13 protein-coding genes are annotated in these 20,164 nt (G+C 73.0%); 6 read left to right on the forward strand and 7 right to left on the reverse strand.

Annotation, left to right across the window (positions count from 1 at the left end; all coding sequences use genetic code 11):
• Positions 1-396: 396 nt before the first annotated feature.
• On the reverse strand, positions 397-3,144 hold the full coding sequence (gene ppdK, locus ACH499_RS03135; protein WP_365592053.1) for a pyruvate, phosphate dikinase: 2,748 nt from the start codon (positions 3,142-3,144) through the stop codon (positions 397-399).
• A 576-nt stretch (positions 3,145-3,720) separates the two neighbouring features.
• Entirely contained in the window at positions 3,721-4,887 is a 1,167-nt protein-coding gene (gene dusB / locus ACH499_RS03140) for a tRNA dihydrouridine synthase DusB (protein ID WP_399013511.1), read from the reverse strand.
• A 116-nt stretch (positions 4,888-5,003) separates the two neighbouring features.
• Between dusB and ACH499_RS03145 the strand changes: the two genes are divergently transcribed.
• Positions 5,004-6,449 (forward strand): MFS transporter, encoded by a 1,446-nt coding sequence (locus ACH499_RS03145; RefSeq protein ID WP_399013512.1) that lies wholly within the window; start codon positions 5,004-5,006, stop codon positions 6,447-6,449.
• 411 nt (positions 6,450-6,860) lie between these two features.
• On the opposite strand, the gene ACH499_RS03150 is transcribed toward ACH499_RS03145, so the two are convergent.
• Together ACH499_RS03150 and ACH499_RS03155 are read right to left on the reverse strand one after the other, a co-directional pair.
• A complete protein-coding gene (locus ACH499_RS03150) occupies positions 6,861-11,192 on the reverse strand; it encodes an HAD-IC family P-type ATPase (protein WP_399013514.1) in 4,332 nt (1,443 codons plus the stop codon).
• Between the two features lie 9 nt (positions 11,193-11,201).
• Positions 11,202-12,032 (reverse strand): hypothetical protein, encoded by an 831-nt coding sequence (locus ACH499_RS03155; RefSeq protein WP_399013516.1) that lies wholly within the window; start codon positions 12,030-12,032, stop codon positions 11,202-11,204.
• Positions 12,033-12,605: 573 nt separating this feature from the next.
• Here ACH499_RS03155 and ACH499_RS03160 point away from each other — a divergent pair.
• Entirely contained in the window at positions 12,606-13,670 is a 1,065-nt protein-coding gene (locus ACH499_RS03160) for a chitinase (protein ID WP_356196916.1), read from the forward strand.
• Between the two features lie 75 nt (positions 13,671-13,745).
• Here ACH499_RS03160 and ACH499_RS03165 read toward each other — a convergent pair whose 3' ends face one another.
• Positions 13,746-15,128, reverse strand: coding sequence for a glycine--tRNA ligase (locus ACH499_RS03165; protein ID WP_356196915.1), 1,383 nt, complete (start codon positions 15,126-15,128; stop codon positions 13,746-13,748).
• Between the two features lie 149 nt (positions 15,129-15,277).
• Here ACH499_RS03165 and ACH499_RS03170 point away from each other — a divergent pair, with 149 nt between their 5' ends.
• From ACH499_RS03170 to ACH499_RS03185, 4 genes are read left to right on the forward strand one after another with little or no spacing between them, the layout of a single operon-like run.
• Positions 15,278-16,270 (forward strand): metal ABC transporter substrate-binding protein, encoded by a 993-nt coding sequence (locus ACH499_RS03170; RefSeq protein ID WP_399013519.1) that lies wholly within the window; start codon positions 15,278-15,280, stop codon positions 16,268-16,270.
• A 29-nt stretch (positions 16,271-16,299) separates the two neighbouring features.
• Positions 16,300-17,067 carry a metal ABC transporter ATP-binding protein gene (locus ACH499_RS03175; protein WP_399013521.1) on the forward strand — a complete coding sequence of 256 codons (768 nt, stop codon included), beginning with the start codon at positions 16,300-16,302 and terminating at the stop codon, positions 17,065-17,067.
• On the forward strand, positions 17,067-17,969 hold the full coding sequence (locus ACH499_RS03180; RefSeq protein WP_356196908.1) for a metal ABC transporter permease: 903 nt from the start codon (positions 17,067-17,069) through the stop codon (positions 17,967-17,969). Before ACH499_RS03175 ends, ACH499_RS03180 begins: the two co-directional genes overlap by 1 nt.
• A 60-nt stretch (positions 17,970-18,029) precedes the next feature.
• A complete protein-coding gene (locus tag ACH499_RS03185; protein ID WP_356196906.1) occupies positions 18,030-18,449 on the forward strand; it encodes a transcriptional repressor in 420 nt (139 codons plus the stop codon).
• Between the two features lie 75 nt (positions 18,450-18,524).
• Here ACH499_RS03185 and ACH499_RS03190 read toward each other — a convergent pair whose 3' ends face one another.
• Positions 18,525-19,361: an isoprenyl transferase gene (locus tag ACH499_RS03190; RefSeq protein WP_356196905.1), complete on the reverse strand. Its 837-nt coding sequence runs from the start codon at positions 19,359-19,361 to the stop codon at positions 18,525-18,527.
• Between the two features lie 31 nt (positions 19,362-19,392).
• Positions 19,393-20,142, reverse strand: coding sequence for a DNA repair protein RecO (gene recO, locus ACH499_RS03195; protein ID WP_356196902.1), 750 nt, complete (start codon positions 20,140-20,142; stop codon positions 19,393-19,395).
• Positions 20,143-20,164 lie beyond the last annotated feature (22 nt).

Below are 20,164 nucleotides of genomic sequence, written 5' to 3' on the forward strand. Positions count from 1 at the left end.
GCGGCGCGCGGACCGAAGGCGCCGTGCGCCATGGGCAGATCACCGGCCGGCCCGGCGCCGGTCCCGTTCCCCAGGGGGCACCTTGGCACTCCCGGCGGTTCTCGTCCTGCTCGTCGCGGCGGTCTCGCTCGCCGTCTTCCGCGCCGCCCGGCGCCGCCCGGGCACCGGCGGGGCGCTCGCGGTGGCCGCCGGGGCCCTCTGCGGCCGGCTCGCCCGGTCTGTGGATCACGGCGGAGGCCGCGCTGTCCACCATGGGCTGAGCCCGCCCGCGGGCACACGAACGGGCGGCACCCCCGCACAGGGTGCCGCCCGTTCTTCGTGAGCCGGAGCCGCCGCCGATCGGTGAGGGTGGTCGGGTGACAGACGGCGGCTCCGGGGTCCGGTTCCCCGCGGGGGTCAGCGGTGGTCGCTGCCCCGCGAGGTGACGGCCGCGCGTCCGGCCTCCAGCCGGGCGACGGGGATGCGGAACGGCGAGCAGGAGACGTAGTCCAGCCCCACCTCGTGGAAGAAGTGGACCGACTCCGGGTCACCGCCGTGCTCGCCGCAGACGCCGAGCTTCAGGTCGGGGCGGGTGGCGCGGCCGGCCTTCGCGGCGGCGGCGACCAGCGAGCCGACGCCGTCCTTGTCGATCGTCTCGAACGGGGAGACGCCGAAGATGCCCTTCTCCAGGTACGCGGTGAAGAAGCTGGCCTCCACGTCGTCGCGGCTGAAGCCCCACACCGTCTGGGTCAGGTCGTTGGTGCCGAAGGAGAAGAACTCCGCGGCCTCGGCGATCTGGCCGGCGGTGAGCGCGGCGCGCGGCAGCTCGATCATCGTGCCGATCGCCAGCTTGAGCCTGGTGCCCGTGGCCGCCTCGACCTCGGCGATGACCTGGTCGGCCTCGTCGCGGACCAGTTCCAGCTCCTGGACGGTGCCGACCAGCGGGATCATGATCTCGGCACGCGGGTCGCCCTTGGCCGCCCTGCGCTCGGCCGCGGCCTCGGCGATCGCGCGGACCTGCATGGTGAACAGGCCGGGGATGACCAGGCCGAGGCGGACACCGCGCAGACCCAGCATCGGGTTCTGCTCGTGCAGCCGGTGCACGGCCTGGAGCAGACGCAGCTCGTTCTCGTGCGGCTCCTGACGGGACTCGGCGAGGGCCACGCGCACCGACAGCTCGGTGATGTCCGGCAGGAACTCGTGCAGCGGCGGGTCGAGCAGGCGGACGGTGACCGGGAGGCCGTCCATCGCCTCGAACAGCTCGACAAAGTCCTGCTTCTGGAGCGGCAGCAGCTCCTTGAGGGACTCCTCGCGCTCGGCCTCGGTGTCGGCCAGGATCAGCCGCTCCACCAGCTCGCGCCGGTCACCGAGGAACATGTGCTCGGTGCGGCACAGGCCGATGCCCTGGGCGCCGAAGCGACGGGCGCGCAGCGCGTCCTCGGCGTTGTCGGCGTTGGCGCGCACCCGCAGCCGGCGCTTGCGGTCGGCGAAGGCCATCATCCGGTGGACGGCCTCGACCAGTTCGTCGGCGTCGTCGGCGCCCGGGTGCATCCGGCCCTCGAAGTACTCCACGACCGGGGACGGGACGACCGGGACCTCGCCCAGGTAGACCTTGCCGGAGGAGCCGTCGATGGAGATCACGTCGCCCTCCTCGACGACGTGCCCGCCGGGCACGGTCATCCGGCGGCGCTTGGTGTCGACCTCCAGCTCCTCGGCACCGCAGACACAGGTCTTGCCCATGCCGCGGGCGACGACGGCCGCGTGGGAGGTCTTGCCGCCGCGCGAGGTGAGGATGCCCTCGGCGGCGATCATGCCGTCCAGGTCGTCGGGGTTGGTCTCACGGCGGACCAGGATGACCTTCTCGCCGGAGCGGGACCACTTCACGGCGGTGTAGGAGTCGAAGACCGCCTTGCCCACCGCCGCGCCCGGCGAGGCCGCGATGCCCCGGCCGACCTTCTCGACCTTGGCGCTCTCGTCGAAGCGGGGGAACATGAGCTGGGCGAGCTGGGCGCCGTTGACGCGGGTGAGCGCCTCGGCCTCGTCGATCAGGCCCTGGTCCACGAGCTGCGTGGCGATGCGGAAGGCCGCGCCCGCGGTGCGCTTGCCGACCCGGGTCTGGAGCATCCAGAGCTGGCCGCGCTCGATCGTGAACTCGATGTCGCACAGGTCCAGGTAGTGGTTCTCCAGCGTCTCCATGATCTGCATGAGCTGGTCGTACGACTTCTTGTCGATGCGCTCCAGGTCCGCGAGCGGCACCGTGTTGCGGATGCCCGCGACGACGTCCTCGCCCTGGGCGTTCTGGAGGTAGTCGCCGTAGACGCCCTGCTGGCCGGAGGCGGGGTCGCGGGTGAAGGCGACGCCGGTGCCGGAGTCCGGGCCGAGGTTGCCGAAGACCATGGAGCAGATGTTGACGGCCGTGCCGAGGTCGTGCGGGATGCGCTCCTGGCGGCGGTAGAGCTTGGCGCGCTCGCCGTTCCACGAGTCGAAGACGGCCTTGATGGCGAGGTCCATCTGCTCGCGCGGGTCCTGCGGGAAGTCCCGGCCGGCCTCGGTCTTGACGATCTTCTTGAACTTGGTGACGAGCTTCTTGAGGTCCGCGGCCTCCAGCTCGGTGTCGACCGTGACCTTCTTGGCCGCCTTGGCCGCCTCCAGCGCCTCCTCGAAGAGGTCGCCGTCGACACCGAGGACGGTCTTGCCGAACATCTGGATGAGGCGGCGGTAGGAGTCCCACGCGAAGCGGTCGTCGCCGGCCTGCTTGGCCAGGCCCTGCACCGACTTGTCGGACAGGCCGATGTTGAGGACGGTGTCCATCATGCCGGGCATGGAGAACTTGGCACCGGAGCGGACCGACACGAGGAGGGGGTTGTCGGCCTGGCCGAGCTTCTTGCCCATCTTCTGCTCGAGGGCGTCGAGGTGCGCGCTCACCTCGTCACGCAGTGCCGCGGGCTCCTCGCCGCTGTCGAGGTAGGTCTTGCAGGCCTCGGTGGTGATGGTGAAGCCCGGAGGCACCGGAAGTCCCAGGTTGGTCATCTCGGCGAGGTTGGCGCCCTTGCCGCCGAGAAGGTCCTTGAGGTCCTTGTTGCCCTCGGTGAAGTCGTAAACGAACTTCACGCCCTCAACGCCGGCGCCCTGCTCGGCTACCTGGGGTTCTTTGTTTTCCGACACGGGTCTCGACTCCTCGAGGACGCGGTGGCTGCCCTGACGGCGAGGAATGTACCCAGATCGAAGGCATCTCGGTACGTCCACTTGCGCGTCGTGCGCCTGTAACCACTCGTCCGCCAGCGGATTGAAAGTCAAGGCTTGGCAAGCGACCGACGAGTTATGTTTTCACTTCTTGAACGCATCCGCTCCCGGAAGCGCACCCGATCGCTCAATGAGCGGCATTCTCCACGTCTGAGTTCGATCGATGAACGATCAAGCCCTGGCACTGAGTGCCACACTTTGGAGAAGTGGATTCGCTCAAGATCCGCTCATCTGAGCACCGCCCCTATCAGAGGTGGCGAGAATCACGCTGCCACAGCCTGCCGGATTTCACCATGCGGACGTCCGTCCGAACGTGATCACACCTGGCTGAACGCTTCGCGCGTGCGGCACGTACGACGGTGCGGCGGGCCCGGACACCACGCCGGGTCCGCCGCCTTCCGCGGTGCCATGGGTTCCCCGGAAAGGGCACCGGGTGCCTACGTTCACCCGTTCGGGCGCACGACCCGCCCGCGCGGCCCCGGGGCGTGAGGGATCCGGTCAGCCGCCGGAGGTGTCCAGCTCGGCTTCCTCGCCGACGCCCGCGCAGTCGTACGGGTCCTTCAGCCAGCCGTCGGGCAGGACCACCCGGTTGTTGCCGGAGGTGCGGCCGCGGGGGCCGTCGGCGCCGGCGGGCCAGGGCTGGCCGAGGTCCAGCTCGTCGAGGCCGGCCCGCAGTTCCTCCAGGGAGGAGGTGATCGCGAGCCGCTTGCGCATCTCGGAGCCGACCGCGAAGCCCTTGAGGTACCAGGCGACGTGCTTGCGGAAGTCGATCACGCCGCGGGATTCGTCGCCGATCCACTCCCCCAGCAGGGTGGCGTGCCGGACCATCACGTCGGCGACCTCGCGCAGGGTCGGCCGCACGAAGGCGTCCGTGCGCCCCTCGAAGGCGGCGACCAGGTCGGCGAACAGCCACGGGCGCCCGAGGCACCCGCGCCCGACCACCACGCCGTCGCAGCCGGTCTCGCGGACCATGCGCAGCGCGTCCTCGGCGGACCAGATGTCGCCGTTGCCGAGCACGGGGATCTCCGGGACGTGCTCCTTGAGGCGGGCGATGGCGTCCCAGTCGGCGGTGCCGCCGTAGTGCTGGGCGGTGGTGCGGCCGTGCAGGGCGACGGCGGTCACGCCCTCCTCGACGGCGATGCGGCCGGCGTCGAGGTAGGTGAGGTGGTCGTCGTCGATGCCCTTGCGCATCTTGATGGTGACGGGCAGGTCGCCGGCGCCGCTCACGGCCTCGCGCAGGATCGCCCGGAACAGGTTGCGCTTGTAGGGCAGCGCGGAGCCGCCGCCCTTGCGGGTCACCTTGGGCACCGGGCAGCCGAAGTTCAGGTCGATGTGGTCGGCGAGGTCCTCCTCCGCGATCATGCGGACGGCCTTGCCGACGGTCGCCGGGTCGACGCCGTAGAGCTGGATCGAGCGCGGCTTCTCGGTCGCGTCGAAGTGGATGAGCTGCATGGTCTTCTCGTTGCGCTCGACCAGCGCCCGGGTCGTGATCATCTCGCTCACGAACAGGCCCTTGCCGCCGCTGAACTCCCTGCACAGGGTGCGGAAGGGCGCGTTGGTGATCCCGGCCATCGGCGCCAGCACCACGGGCGGGGCGACGGTGTGCGGGCCGATCCGCAACGGCGGGTTCGCGGTGACGGGGGCGGGCGTGGTCGGCGTGGACATTCCTCCATTGTCCCGTACGCGCGGGGGTGCGGAGGCTGCGCGGGGGTGCGGGACGCAGAGGATCATGTACCAGTCATTAGTTAACCGCACTATCGAAACGGCGTAGGATGGCGACCATGCCCGAGCTCACCCGTCGCCGCCGTCTGCTCGTGCTGGCCATCTGCTGCATGAGCCTGCTCATCGTGAGCATCGACAACACGATCCTGAACGTGGCCCTGCCCGTGGTGCAGCGGGATCTGGACGCGAGCACGTCGGGGCTCCAGTGGGCCGTCGACGCGTACACGCTGGTGCTGGCCGCGCTGCTGATGCTCGCGGGCTCCACGGCCGACCGGATCGGCCGCAAGCGGGTCTTCATGACGGGCCTGCTCGTCTTCACCGCCGGCTCGCTGCTGTGCTCGCTGGCGCCGGACCTGTCGTCGCTGGTGGTGTTCCGGATGGTGCAGGCGGTGGGCGGTTCGATGCTCAACCCGGTCGCCATGTCGATCATCACCAACACCTTCACCGACCCTCGGGAGCGGGCCCGCGCGATCGGGGTGTGGGGCGCGGTCGTCGGCATATCGATGGCCGCCGGTCCGCTGGCCGGCGGCCTGCTGGTGGAGTCGGTCGGCTGGCGCTCGATCTTCTGGGTCAACCTGCCGGTGGGGCTCGCGGCGCTCCTGCTCACCCTGCGGTTCGTGCCCGAGTCCCGCGCGCCGAGGGCCCGCCGTCCCGACCCGCTGGGCCAGCTCATGGTGATCGTGCTGTTCGGCTCCCTGACGTACGCGATCATCGAGGCGCCGAACGCCGCCTTCACCGCGGTGCTCCCGTACGCCGTCCTGGCGCTCGCCGCGCTGCTCGGGCTGCTGCTCTACGAACCCCGTCGCGCCGAACCCCTCATCGACCTGCGCTTCTTCCGGTCGGCGCCGTTCAGCGGGGCCACGGTCATCGCCGTCAGCGCCTTCGCCGCGCTGGGCGGGTTCCTGTTCCTGTCCACGCTGTACCTCCAGAACGTGCGCGGTCTGAGCGCCCTGCACGCCGGTCTGTGGATGCTGCCGATGGCCGTGCCGACGTTCCTGTGCGCCCCGCTGTCCGGGCGGCTGGTCGGCAGCCGGGGGCCACGGCTGCCCCTGCTGGTCGCGGGCGGGGCGCTGACGGCGAGCGGGGTGCTGTTCGCCGCGTTCGAGGCGGAGACGTCGGACGTCACCCTGTTCCTCGGGTACGTGCTGTTCGGCGTCGGCTTCGGTTTCGTCAACGCGCCCATCACCAACACGGCGGTCTCCGGGATGCCGCGCGCCCAGGCGGGCGTCGCCGCCGCCGTCGCCTCCACCAGCCGCCAGCTCGGCCAGACCCTCGGCGTGGCGGTGGTCGGCGCGGTGCTGGCGGCGGGCGTGGGCGCCTCGTCCTACCACGACGCGTTCGTGTCGGCCGCCCGCCCCGGCTGGTGGATCCTGGCCGCCTGCGGCCTCGCGGTCCTCGTTCTCGGCGCCGCGACGAACGGCCCGTGGGCCCACCGCACGGCCCGGCGGACGGCGGAGCGCCTGGAGTCGGCGGAGGTACGGGAGACGGCCGATCTGAAGGCCTGACGGAACGGACGGAGCCCGCAGCCCGCGGCGAGGAGCGGCGACGGCCCCTCCCGGGGGCCGGCGGGATCGGCCGCGCCCGGCCCCGGCGAAACCCGGCGGGCAGCCGCAGCCCGGCTCGCCCGGAGCCAAGGGCGGACGGCACCACGACCCGCTCGGCCGGACCCGGCGACCGGCGCCGCGGCCCACAGCGACCGGGACGGCCACGCGCCCCCCTCCAGGGCGGACCCGGGCCGGATCAACCACGCCCCGGACCGGCGACGCTTGGCGGGCGCCCCAGCCGCAGCCCGGCGGCGGGAATCTGGCCCGGCGGAGCCGCGAGCCGTGTACCCGCGGCCTCCTCGGCCGAGCGAGACCGGCCCGGCGACGGGTGGCCGCTTCCCCGCTCGGCCGGGCCGGCGGGCCGCCGTTCGGTCAGCCGAGGCCCGGTAGCCGGTTGGCCAGGCCCGTCACCCGGGGCCAGTACGTGACCAGCATCTCCTCCACGCGCGGCAGGGCCCGCTGGCCGACCAGGGCCAGGGTGATCGCCGCGGCGACGCCCGCCCAGGCGGCCGGGCCGAGGGGCGTGCAGCCGAAGAGCTGGCTGGCGCCCGGGGTCTGCACCAGGGCGACCAGCGCGGCGGCGGAGCCCAGCGACGTCACCTGCACCAGGCGGCTGCCGCGCCGGTCGGCGAGGGTCTGGGCGAGCTGGGTGCCGACCACCGCGCACAGGGCCATCGTCGTCGAGCGGCGCCGCGTGCCGGGGGTGAACCGGCCGAACAGCCAGGCCGCCGTCGCGCCCAGCGCCGTCGTCACGGCCCGGTGCCGGATCTGCCGGATCAGGGGCTCGCCCAGCACCGCCGTACCCAGCGGCGCGCCCGCGTCGGAAGCCTCCCGTTCCGCGTCCCCCGTCTCCGTCACCGCCACGGCCATCGCCGGGAACAGGTCGGTGAAGAGGTTGACCAGCAGCATCTGCCGGGTCGACAGCGGAGCGGAACCGCCGAGGACGGTGCCGAGGATGCCGAAGCCGACCTCGCCGGCGTTGCCGCCGATCAGGATGGCGATGGCGTCCGCGACGCTGTGCCACAGCGCCCGGCCCTCCCGCACCGCCTCCACCAGCACCAGCAGGTCGTCGCCCGTGACGACCAGGTCGGCGGCGTTGCGGGCGGCGGCCGAGCCACGGGCGTTGATGCCGACGCCGATGTCGGCGGCGCGGATCGCGGCCGCGTCGTTGGCCCCGTCGCCGACCATGCCGACGACCCGCCCGGCGTCCCGCAGCGACTCCACGACCTGGAGCTTCTGCTCGGGCGCCACCCGGGCCACCACGTCCGCGTCGCGCAGCATGCGGGAGCGGCCCGAACGGTCGGCGGCGGCCAGCTCGTCGCCGGTCACGACGACCGCGTCCTCGGGCCAGCCCAGGTCGGCGGCGATGGCGCGGGCGGTCTGCGGATGGTCGCCGGTCAGCACCACGGGCCGTACGCCCGCCTCGCGCAGCCCGCGCACCAGCGCCGGGGACGTCTCGCGCGCCACGTCGGCCAGTGCGAGCAGCCCGGCGAACTCCAGCCCGGACAGCGGCTTCTCCAGGACGTCGGCCGGCCGTTCGTCCGCGCGGAGCGGGCGCCGGGCCACCGCGATGATGCGCAGCCCCGCCCCGGCGAGTTCGTGCGCCGCCTCGGAGGCGTGCGCGAGAGGACCGGCGCAGGCGGGCAGGACGGTCTCGGGGGCGCCCTTGACGACCAGCACCGGTGCGCCGTCCGCGCCCCGGCCGACGGCGGCGGCGTAACCGCGGGAGGTCTCGAAGGGCAGCCCCTCGTCCTGCCTCCACTCGGGGTCCGGCCCGGCGGCGTCGAGGACGGCCTCGTCGGTGGCGTGGGTGGTGCGGGCACCGTCGCCGTTCAGCCGGGGACAGGCCCGCGCCGCGATCCGCACGGTGCCGGCGGCGTCCGGGTCGCCCGCCCGGCGCACGGTCCCGTCGGTGTCCGCGACCCGGGTGAGGCGCAGCTTGTTCTCGGTGAGCGTGCCGGTCTTGTCGAAGCACATGGTGTCCATGCGGCCCAGCGCCTCCAGCGTGCGCGGGGTGCGTACGAGGACGCCGTGGCGGCTGAGCCGACGGGCCGCCGCGAGCTGCGCGACCGTCGCCACCAGCGGCAGCCCCTCGGGCACGGCGGCCACCGCCACCGACACACCGCCGGAGACGGCCTGCCGGATCGGCGTGCCGCGCAGCAGCGACAGCCCGGTCACCGCGGCGCCGCCCGCCATCGTCAACGGCAGTGCCTTGCGGGTGAGTTCCTGGAGCCGGGCCTGCACACCGGCGGCCGACGGGGTACGGGCGGCCAGCGCGACCGCCCGGGCGGCCTCGGTGTGGTCGCCGGTGTCCACGACGACGGCCCGCGCCCGCCCCGCCACCACGGTCGTGCCCTCGAAGACCATGCAGTGCCGCTCGGCGACGGGAGCCTTCGGCGCCGGGTCGACGCTCTTGTCCACCGGCAGCGACTCGCCGGTCAGCGCGGACTCGTCCACCTCCAGCCCGTCCTCCCACAGCAGCCGGGCGTCGGCGGGCACGACGTCGTCCGTGTTCAGCTCGATGATCTGGCCCGTGTGCAGCTTGGCGGCGTCCACGAGCCGCGGCTCGGCCTGCGGGGACGCCTCCTCGGCCACCCGCGCCTTCCGCTTCTGCTCCGCGAGCAGCCCGGACAGCGCCCGTTCGGCCCGCAGCCGCTGGAACCCGCCGACCAGGGCGTTCAGGTCGAGCGCGCCGACCACCAGGGCCGCGTCCACGACCGAGCCGAGGATCGCGGAGGCCGCCGAACCGACCGCCAGCACCGGGGTGAGCGGATCGTCCAGCTCCCCGCGCACCGCCCGGGCGAGCTGCCACGACCACTGCAACGGCGCCAAGGCCCGTACACGGCCCGCCCGTTCGGCCAGCTCGCGCACCCGTGCCGTGGCGTGCTCGACGGCGGTCGCCTCCGGCTCGATCTCGTGCTCCAGCCGGTCGCGCACGTCGGCCAGGTCCAGCGCGTGCCACGCCACCCGCGGCCGGGGGTGCGGGGCCCGGGCCGCCGCCACGCCTAGTGCGGCGCGCGTCCCGGACAGCAGGGCCGCCGCCGCGCTCGCGTCCACCGGCGCGTGCCGCAGGCCGGGCAGCGGCGAACCGGCGCCCCTGCCGCGCGCCTCGCCGACCGCGACCAGCAGCCCGGACAGCGCGGCACCGGCCCGCGCCAGGGTCTGCGAGCGCCGTCCGACCGCGCGGGCCGCGGGCACCGCCCGCAGCAGCCGCCACACGTCGGCCAGGCCGCCCGGGGCGAGTACGTCCGCGCCCCACGCCACCGGCGCGTCCCCGTCGGCCAGCGCGACGGCCACGTCACCGGCCAGCAGCCCGGCGAGCACCGTCCCGTCGTCGCCGGGCCCGGGGCGTACGACCGTGATGACGCCGCCGTCCTCGGCGCGCAGCGCGTCGACCACGTCCCGCAACGGGCGTCGGGCGCTGACGACCTGGTCCGCGAGTCCGGTGAAGTCGGCCAGCGCCGGGTCCTCGACCATCACCACGCGCAGCCCGGCGCGCCGGGCCGCGTCCAGGACGTCCTCGGTCCACGGGTCCGCCCCGGCGTGCGGGGCGCGCAGCGCGCTGGGGTGCAGGACGACCGTGCCGGACATCTCCAGTTGCCGCAGCCGCTCCTGGTCGCGGACGAGCACCCCGGTGCGGGACAGCGCGGTGCTCAGCACGGCGTTGAAGACGGCGGGGCCGTAGCGCGCGGCCTTGGGCGAACCGGCGAGCACCGCCTCGGCGGCCTCGGCGAGGTCGTGCTTGACGAGCAGGGTCGCCGCGGCGCCCGCCACGCTGCCGGTCGAGGCGTGGGCGGCGTAGTCCTGGGCCGGGGAGGTGCGCAGCGGCGGGCGCAGGGAGGGGTCGGCGGGCAGACTGCCCCGGTGGGGCGCGCACAGCCGGTCGTGGACGGTCTCGAAGGTCGCCGTGCGGGCCACCGCCTCGCCCAACTGGCAGGCGCGCAGCGCTCCGTCGAGCACCAGCGAGGTCGGGGTCTGGCCGGCGCCGTGCACGGCCGCGTTGGCGGCGGCCAGCGCGACGTCCATGCGGTGGTCGCCGAGCCGCTCGCGCAGCCAGGCGCGGAACCTGGGGTTCTCGCGCAGCAGCGTCGCCACGGCGGTCACCAGCCGCGGCGAGGGCGGAAGCCGCAGGGCCGATCCGGTGAGGGCTGCGGCGATGCCGAGGGCGTCGGCGCCGAGGGCGGTCGCGGCGACCCGCACCGAGGCGGGGTCGCCGGGGTGGGCCAGCTCCTCGATGTCGTTGTCCGCCCGGACCAGCCCGTGCTGTGCGGCGAGGCCGGTCGCGCGGTCCACGACCCGGTCGGTGAACTCGTCCTCGGTCGCGGTCACGACCAGCCGGGCCAGTCCGTCGTCCCAGTAGGCCAGCGCCACCTCGGGGTGCTCGGCCAGGGCCGCCGCCACGCGCCGCGCGACGTGTCCCGTGCCGCCCGCCCGGCGCACCTCCTCCGTCACGGCCGGCCGCAGCGCGAGGTGCGCCCGGGGCCCGGCCCGCCAGTGCCGGGGGCCGCCCGGCAGTGCGGCGCGGGCGACGCGGGCCGCCCGCGCCGCGAAGTCCGCGCCGCGCACACCGGCCCGTGCGGTGCCCGCAACGGCGCCGGCCGCGGCGCCCACCGCGGGGGCGGTGCCGCGCGCGACGAGACGGGGGCCGGCCAGGACGATCCCGGCGACGGCGGCCTGGGAACGCGTGAGGAGTCCACCGGTCATCGCTGTGTCTCAGCCCGCCTTCCGGGTGCGCGACGCGGACGCCGCCTTGCCGCTCGTGCTCCCGGCCGAACCGGTGGGCCGACCGGAGGACGTCTTGGTTCCCGACCGGGTCCTGGCCCGGGTGGGTGACGCGGTGGACGTGGTGGTCTTCCGAGCCGCCGTCTTCGCCGCCGCCGTCTTCGCCGCGGCGGCGGTCTTCGCGGCGGTGGCGGACTTCGCGGCGGCGGACTTCGCGGTGGTGCTCTTCGCGGCGGCGGACTTCGCCGCGGCGGACTTCGCGGCAGCGGTCTTCGGGGACGCGGGCGTGGCGGAGGTGGACTTGGCCGCGGTGGACTTCGCGGTGGACTTCCGCGCCGCCGTCTTCGCGGCCGCGGCGCTCCCGCCCGCGCCGCCCCCGGCCGCCGTGCTCTTGCGCGCGGCACTCTTCTTGGCGGCGCCGGCCTGGGCCGCCGCGCTCCTCGTGGTGGTCTTCTTCGCGGCGTTCTTCCGCGCCGCGGCCGTACCCGCGGTGGAGCCCGCGCCGGCCTCCTCCGCCCCGTCCGTGTCCGCCGCGGTGGCGGCGCCCGCGGCCTGCTGGTCCTGCCGCTTCCGGGGCTGCGTCAGCCACGCCACCGCCGCCCCGGTGAGCGCCACCGGCCACTCCACCACTCCGGCGACGCCGAGCACCCCGGCCCCCGTGTAGACGACCAGCCGCCGCCCGCGCGGGGACACGGCCCCGATCCTGTCCAGCGCGCCCTCGGCCACCCGGCCGACCGTTCCGGCGCCCGGCACCTTCCGCAGCGCCGATCCGACCGCGTGCAGCGGCCTCGGAAGCGTCTGCGCCGACTTCTGCTCAGCCATGACTGTCCTCGCCCTGTGCGAACTGACGAAACCCTGGGAACATCACCTTCCGCACTCCTGCGGGTTCCCGCACTTCGGGCGGTCATCCCGGCGAGGGCGCTCCGCGCTTCGAGGAGTCGCGCACGCCTCGCGGCACCGGCACCGACCGGGCCGCTCAATCCCGGCCGACGAGCCCGCCCCTCTCCGGTCCCGCCGACCGACGACCCGCCCCTTCTGCCCCCGTCGGCCGACGCCCCCGTCCCCCGGTGGTCACCGTCGGCCGACGCCCTCGCCCCCGGTGTGGTCCGCCCCCCCTGGTCCCCGCCGGCCGATGGGCCAGGGCCCACCCGAGCCCCGCCGCACGGACGCCCGTCGTCCCGCCGCCCGGGCCGCCACCACGGGAGGCTCACCGTCCGCGCGGCCCCCTCAGCGGCAGCCTCGGCCCGGCCCCGATGCGCGCCCGACGGCGGTACGCACGGCGGCCGACGCCGAACACCCGTCGGCCGCACCGCCCTTGAGGCCCTTGACGAATGGTCTGGACCAAGGGATTGTCATGCCTGCGCCACCTCACCCCCACGTCAGGAGGCAAGCCGCATGACCCACCGCAGACTGCGCCTGTTCGCCGCCGCCCTCGCGGCCACCGTCCTCGCCCCGTTCGCGGCCACCACCGCGTCCGCCGCGCCCGCGCCCGCGCCCGCCGCCGACACCTGCGCCGTGAAGTCGAAGCCCGCCGGCAAGGTCCTCCAGGGCTACTGGGAGAACTGGGACGGCGCGGCCAACGGCGTCCACCCGCCCTTCGGCTGGACCCCGATCACCGACTCCCGCATCGCCGCCCACGGCTACAACGTGCTCAACGCCGCCTTCCCGGTCATCCGCTCCGACGGAACCGCCCTGTGGGAGGACGGCATGGATACGGGCGTGAAGGTGGCGACGCCCGCGGAGATGTGCGCGGCCAAGGCGTCCGGGCAGACGATCCTGCTCTCCATCGGCGGCGCGACGGCCGGCATCGACCTCAACTCCACCGCCGTCGCCGACCGCTTCGTCGAGACGATCGTGCCGATCCTGAAGAAGTACAACTTCGACGGCATCGACATCGACATCGAGACCGGCCTGACGGGCAGCGGCGACATCAAACGGCTCTCCACGTCCCAGGCCAACCTGATCCGCATCATCGACGGCGTCCTCGCCGAGATGCCCTCGAACTTCGGCCTCACCATGGCCCCCGAGACCGCCTACGTCACCGGCGGCAGCATCGTCTACGGCTCGATCTGGGGCGCGTACCTGCCCGTCGTCAAGAAGTACGCCGACAACGGCCGCCTGTGGTGGCTGAACATGCAGTACTACAACGGCAGCATGTACGGCTGCTCCGCCGACTCCTACCCGGCCGGCACCGTGCAGGGCTTCACCGCCCAGACGGACTGCCTGGACAAGGGCCTGGTCGTCCAGGGCACCACGATCCGCGTGCCCTACGACAAGCAGGTGCCGGGTCTGCCCGCCCAGCCCGGCGCGGGCGGCGGACACATGTCGCCGTCCCTGGTCGCCCAGGCCTGGAACCACTACGGCGGCGCCCTCAAGGGCCTGATGACCTGGTCGCTCAACTGGGACGGCTCGAAGAACTGGACCTTCGGCGACAACGTGAAGGCACTCCAGCGCCGCTGACCCCGGACGCGGAAAAAACCGCCCGCCCCTCACCCGACCGGGTCGGACGAGGGGCGGGCGTACGCCTCGGCAGGCTCAGCAGCCGACGAGCCGCGCCGCGAGGTAGCCCTCGATCTGGTCCAGCGACACGCGCTCCTGCTTCATCGTGTCCCGCTCGCGCACCGTCACCGCGTTGTCGTCGAGCGTGTCGAAGTCCACGGTCACGCAGAACGGCGTACCGATCTCGTCCTGGCGGCGGTAACGACGGCCGATCGCGCCGGCGTCGTCGAACTCGATGTTCCAGTTCTGCCGCAGCGTCTGGGCGAGGCCCTTGGCCTTGGGCGACAGCTCCGGGTTGCGGGAGAGCGGCAGCACGGCGACCTTCACCGGCGCGAGGCGCGGGTCGAGGCGCAGCACCGTGCGCTTCTCCATCTTGCCCTTGGCGTTGGGCGCCTCGTCCTCGACGAAGGCGTCGAGCAGGAAGGCGAGCATCGCCCGGCCCACACCGGCCGCCGGCTCGATGACGTACGGCGTCCAGCGCTCGCCGGCCTCCTGGTCGAAGTAGGAGAGGTCCTGGCCGGAGGCCTTGGAGTGGGCGCCGAGGTCGTAGTCGGTGCGGTTGGCGACACCCTCCAGCTCGCCCCACTCGCTGCCGCCGAACTGGAAGCGGTACTCGATGTCGGCGGTGCGCTTCGAGTAGTGGGAGAGCTTCTCCTTGGGGTGCTCGTACCAGCGCATGTTCTCTTCACGCAGGCCCAGGCCGGTGTACCAGTTCCAGCGCTGCTCCATCCAGTACTCCTGCCACTTCTCGTCCTCGCCCGGCTTGACGAAGAACTCCATCTCCATCTGCTCGAACTCGCGGGTGCGGAAGATGAAGTTGCCGGGCGTGATCTCGTTGCGGAAGGACTTGCCCATCTGGGCGATGCCGAACGGCGGCTTGCGGCGCGAAGTGGTCTGCACCTGGGCGAAGTTGGTGAAGATGCCCTGGGCGGTCTCGGGCCGCAGGTAGGCGACGGAGCCGCTGTCCTGGGTCGGACCGAGGTGGGTGGAGAGCAGGCCGGAGAACTGCTTGGGCTCGGTGAAGGTGCCCTTGTTGCCGCAGTTGGGGCAGTTGAGGTCGGCGAGGCCGTTCTCGGGGGCGTGACCCTTCTTCTCCTCGTACGCCTCCTCCAGGTGGTCCGCGCGGAACCGCTTGTGGCAGGAGGTGCACTCGGTGAGCGGGTCGGTGAAGGTGGCGACGTGACCGGAGGCGACCCAGACCTCGGGGGCCAGGATCACGGACGAGTCGATACCGACGACGTCCTCGCGCGAGGTGACCATGTAGCGCCACCACTGGCGCTTGAGGTTCTCCTTGAGCTCGACACCCAGCGGACCGTAGTCCCAGGCGGCGCGCTGTCCGCCGTAGATCTCACTGCAGGGGAATACGAAGCCACGGCGCTTGCTCAGGCTGACGATGGTGTCGATCTTGTCGGCGGCCACGGTGCTCTCTTCATTACGACGACGGGCGACGAAGCGAGATGCTTCCAGAGAATGCCTCAGGTTACCGGCGCGGGACGCCCCGCGGCCAAATCGGGGGGCCGTCGGAGGCTTGTTGACAACGGTTTCCATATTAGTTGAAAATGAGAGTCATGAACGTACGACGACGCCGCATATCCGGCATAGCAGTCACCGCGGTCGCCGCGCTCGGCCTCGGTACCCTCTCCGCCTGCTCCGGCGACAGCGCGGCGGCGGGCAACACGGACAAGTTCGACGTCGTCGCGTCGTTCTATCCCATGGCCTTCCTCGCCGAACAGATCGGCGGCGACCACGTCAACGTCACCAGCCTCACCGCCCCCGGCCAGGAGCCGCACGACCTGGAGGTCAGCACCAAGCAGCGGGCCCAGCTCGAGGAGTCGGACGCGGCCCTCTTCCTCAAGGGCCTCCAGCCCGCCGTCGACGAGGCCGTCACCCAGTCCGGGATCAAGACGAAGATCGACGCGGCCACCCTCACCTCCCTGGAGGCGCACGGCGACGAGGCCGGCGGCCACGCGGAGGAGGAGCACGCCGAGGAGGGGCACGCCGAGGACGAGCACGGGCACGACCACGGCGACGAGGCCGGCGGCAAGGACCCCCACATCTGGCTCGACCCGGTCAAGTACGCCGAGGTCGCCGAGGGCGTCGGCAAGACCTTCGAGAAGGCGGACCCCGACCACGCCGCCGACTACCGCAAGAACACCGAGGCCCTGGTGAAGCGGCTCGGTGAGCTGGACACGAAGTTCGAGACCGGGCTGAAGGACACGAGGACCCGCGTCTTCATCACCACGCACGCCGCCTTCGGCTACCTCGCCGAGCGCTACGGCCTCACCGAGGAGGCCATCAGCGGCCTCGACCCCGAGTCCGAGCCCAGCGCCGCCCGGATCAAGGAGCTCGAGAAGACGGCCCGGGCCGACGGCGTGTCCACCGTCTTCTACGAGACGCTCGTCAGCGACAAGACGGCGAGGACGGTCGCCAAGGACGCGAAGCTGAAGACGGACGTCCTCGACCCGATCGAGGGCATCACCGGCAAGTCCCGGGGCGACGACTACTTCCAGGTCATGGAGGCCAACCTCAAGGCCCTCCAGACGGCCCTGGGCGCCAAGTGACCGACCAGACCGACCAGCCGGAGGGTGGCATGACCGAGCCCGTCATCACACTGCGCGGCGTCCGCGCCGACCTCGGTTCGCGCCCCGTCCTGCGCGGCATCGACCTCACCGTGCGCCGGGGCGAGGTCGTCGCCCTGCTCGGCGCCAACGGCTCCGGCAAGTCCACGGCCGTGCGCACGATCATCGGCCAGGTGCCGCCCGTCGCCGGGGAGATCGAGCTGTTCGGCACCCCGCGGCGCCGGTTCCGTGACTGGGCGCGCGTGGGCTACGTCCCGCAGCGCACCACGGCCGCGGGCGGCGTCCCCGCGACGGTCACCGAGGTCGTCTCCTCCGGGCGGCTCTCCCGCGCCCGCTTCGGCCTCCTGCGCAAGGCCGACCACGAGGCCGTACGCCGGGCCCTGGACCTGGTCGGCATGGCGGACCGGGCCAAGGACTCCGTGAACGCCCTCTCCGGCGGCCAGCACCAGCGCGTGCTGATCGCCCGCGCGCTCGCCTCCGAGCCCGAGCTGCTGATCATGGACGAGCCGATGGCGGGCGTCGACCTGGCCAGCCAGGAGGTGCTGGCCGAGACGCTGCGCGAGCAGGTCGCGGCCGGCACCACCGTGCTGCTCGTCCTGCACGAGCTGGGCCCCCTGGAGCCCCTGATCGACCGGGCCGTCGTCCTGCGCGACGGCTGCGTCCTGCACGACGGCCCGCCCCCGAAGGCCGTCGGCCAGCACGCCCTGCCCGGCCACGACCACGTACACCCGCACGCACCCGCGGGCGCCGAACCGATGCGCACAGGACTGCTGAGCTGATGGAACTGTTGAACTACGCCTTCATGCAGCGGGCGCTTCTGGCGGCCGTGCTGGTCGGCATCACCGCCCCCGCCGTCGGCATCTACCTCGTCCAGCGCCGCCAGGCCCTCATGGGCGACGGCATCGGCCACGTGGCGATGACCGGTGTCGGCCTCGGCTTCCTGCTCTCCTGGTCGCCGGTGTGGATGGCGACGCTGGTCTCCGTGCTCGGCGCCGTCCTCATGGAGCTGATCCGCTGGTACGGCCGCACCCGCGGCGACATCGCCCTCGCCATGCTCTTCTACGGAGGCATGGCCGGCGGCGTGATGTTCATCAACCTCGCGCCGACCGGCTCCAACGCCAACCTCACCTCGTACCTGTTCGGCTCGCTGTCCACGGTCTCCGAGTCCGACGTGACCGCGATCTGCGTGCTGGCGGCCTTCGTCGTCCTCGTCACCCTGGGTCTGCGCCGGCAGCTCTTCGCCGTCAGCCAGGACGAGGAGTTCGCCCGGGTCACCGGCCTGCCGGTGCGGGCGCTGAACCTGCTGACGGCCGTCACCGCGGCCGTCACGGTGACGGTCGCCATGCGCGTCGTCGGCCTGCTGCTGGTGTCCGCGCTGATGGTGGTCCCGGTGGCCGCCGCGCAGCAGCTCAGCCGCAGTTTCGCCGCGACCTTCGCCATCGCCGTCGCGATCGGCGTGAGCGTGACGATCGGCGGCACCGTGACGTCCTACTACCAGGACGTGCCGCCCGGTGCGACGATCGTGCTGCTGACCATCGGCGCGTTCGTCGTGCTGACGGCACTGGCCACACCGCTGGCCCGGCGACGCGCGCGGGCCGCCGCCCTCGCCCGGTCCGCCGGGGATCCCGCGGAGTGCAGGGTTCCGGCCGGCCGGGGGGCCGACGGCGAGGTCGGAGTCTGACCGCTGACGGACCGGGCTGGCACAATGGCCCCGGCAGTGCAGACGTGAGGAGGCATCCCCGTGACGACCGCTGGACCGCCTGTGAAGGGCCGCGCCACCCGGCAGCGGGCCGCCGTGGCGGCGGCTCTCCAGGAGGTCGAGGAGTTCCGCAGCGCGCAGGAGCTCCACGACATGCTCAAGCACAAGGGCGACTCGGTGGGGCTCACCACGGTCTACCGCACGTTGCAGTCCCTCGCCGACGCCGGTGAGGTCGACGTCCTGCGCACCGCCGACGGCGAGTCCGTCTACCGCCGCTGCTCCAGCGGCGATCACCACCACCACCTCGTGTGCCGCGTCTGCGGCAAGGCCGTCGAGGTCGAGGGCCCGGCGGTGGAGAAGTGGGCGGAGGCCATCGCCGCCGAACACGGCTACGTCAACGTGGCCCACACCGTGGAGATCTTCGGCACCTGCGCGGACTGCGCGAGTGCCTCCGGCGGCTGAGCCGCCAAGGGCCCGGGGTGGCACCCCGGGCCCCTTCTCCGGCCTGACGGCCTCGTCCTCACGCTCCGGACGGGCTCACTTCTGCGCGCTGCCGCCCTCCATGGCGAGGAGCTCCTCGTTCGGGATCGCGCCGCCGAAGCGGCGGTCGCGGGAGGCGAACTCCAGGCAGGCCCGCCACAGGTCGCGCCGGTCGAAGTCCGGCCACAGCACGTCCTGGAACACCATCTCGGCGTACGCGCTCTGCCACAGCAGATAGTTCGACGTGCGCTGCTCGCCGCTCGGCCGCAGGAACAGGTCCACGTCCGGCATGTCCGGGTAGTACAGGTGCCTGGCGACGGTCTTCTCGCTCACCTTCGCCGGGTCGAGCCGCCCGGCCGCCACCTCCTCGGCGATGGCCTTCACCGCGTCGGCGATCTCGGCCCGGCCGCCGTAGTTCATGCAGAAGTACAGCGTGAGCCGGTCGTTGTCCTTGGTCTGCTCCTGCGCGACCTGGAGCTCCTTGGCCACCGACTTCCACAGCTTGGGCATCCTCCCCGCCCAGCGCACCCGCACCCCGAGCTCGTCGAGGGTGTCGCGGGACTTGCGGATGAAGTCGCGGTTGAAGTTCATCAGGAAGCGCACCTCCTCCGGCGAGCGCTTCCAGTTCTCGGTGGAGAAGGCGTACAGCGAGACGTTGCCGACGCCGATCTCGATCGCCCCCTGGAGGACGTCCATGACCTGCTCGGCACCGACCTTGTGCCCCTCGGTGCGTGGCAGCCCGCGCTCCTTGGCCCAGCGCCCGTTGCCGTCCATGACGATCGCCACATGCTCCGGCACCAGCTCACCGAGCTTCGGGGGCCGCGCGCCGGACGGGTGCGGCTCCGGCGTCCTGTACTCCCGGCGCTGACGCCCCAGGAAACCGCGTACGGCCATGTGTCTCTCGTCTCCTCGTGCTTACCTGTGTCTAGGACTTCTCGACGTACCGCAGGGAGCGCAGGCCGCGCTCCAGGTGCCAGTGCAGGTACGCGGACACCAGCCCGCTCCCCTCCCGCACGTACCGCGGCTCGCACGCGTCCGCGGTGCCCCAGTCTCCCGCGAGCAGTGCGCCCAGCAGTTCCAGGGCCTGCGGCGAGGGTACGACGCTTCCGGGCACCCGGCAGTCGGCGCAGACGGAGCCGCCCGATCCGACCGAGAAGAACCGGTTCGGTCCCGGCATGCCGCACTTCGCGCAGTCGCCGAAGGTCGGCGCGTACCCGTTCACGGCGAGGGAGCGCAGCAGGAACGCGTCGAGGACGAGGTTCGGCGCGTGCTCGCCGCGGGCGAGGGTGCGCAGCGCGCCGATCAGCAGCAGGTACTGCTGCACGGCCGGCTCGCCCTCGTGGTCCGTGAACCGCTCGGCGGTCTCCAGCATGGCCGTCCCGGCGGTGTAGCGCGCGTAGTCCGTGACGATCCCGCCGCCGTAGGGCGCGATGGTCTCGCTCTGCGTGCACAGCGGCAGCCCGCGCCCCACCAGCTCGCTGCCCTTCGAGAAGAACTGCACGTCCACGTGCGAGAACGGCTCCAGCCGGGCCCCGAACTTCGACTTCGTCCGCCGCACCCCGCGTGCCACGGCGCGTACCCGGCCGTGACCGCGCGTGAGCAACGTGATGATCCGGTCCGCCTCACCCAGCTTCTGGGTGCGCAGCACGATGCCGTCGTCGCGGAACAGACTCATGGCGTCCATTCTCGCGCATGCC

This window comes from Streptomyces sp. NPDC018947 (assembly GCF_044390505.1).
GTDB lineage: Bacteria > Actinomycetota > Actinomycetes > Streptomycetales > Streptomycetaceae > Streptomyces.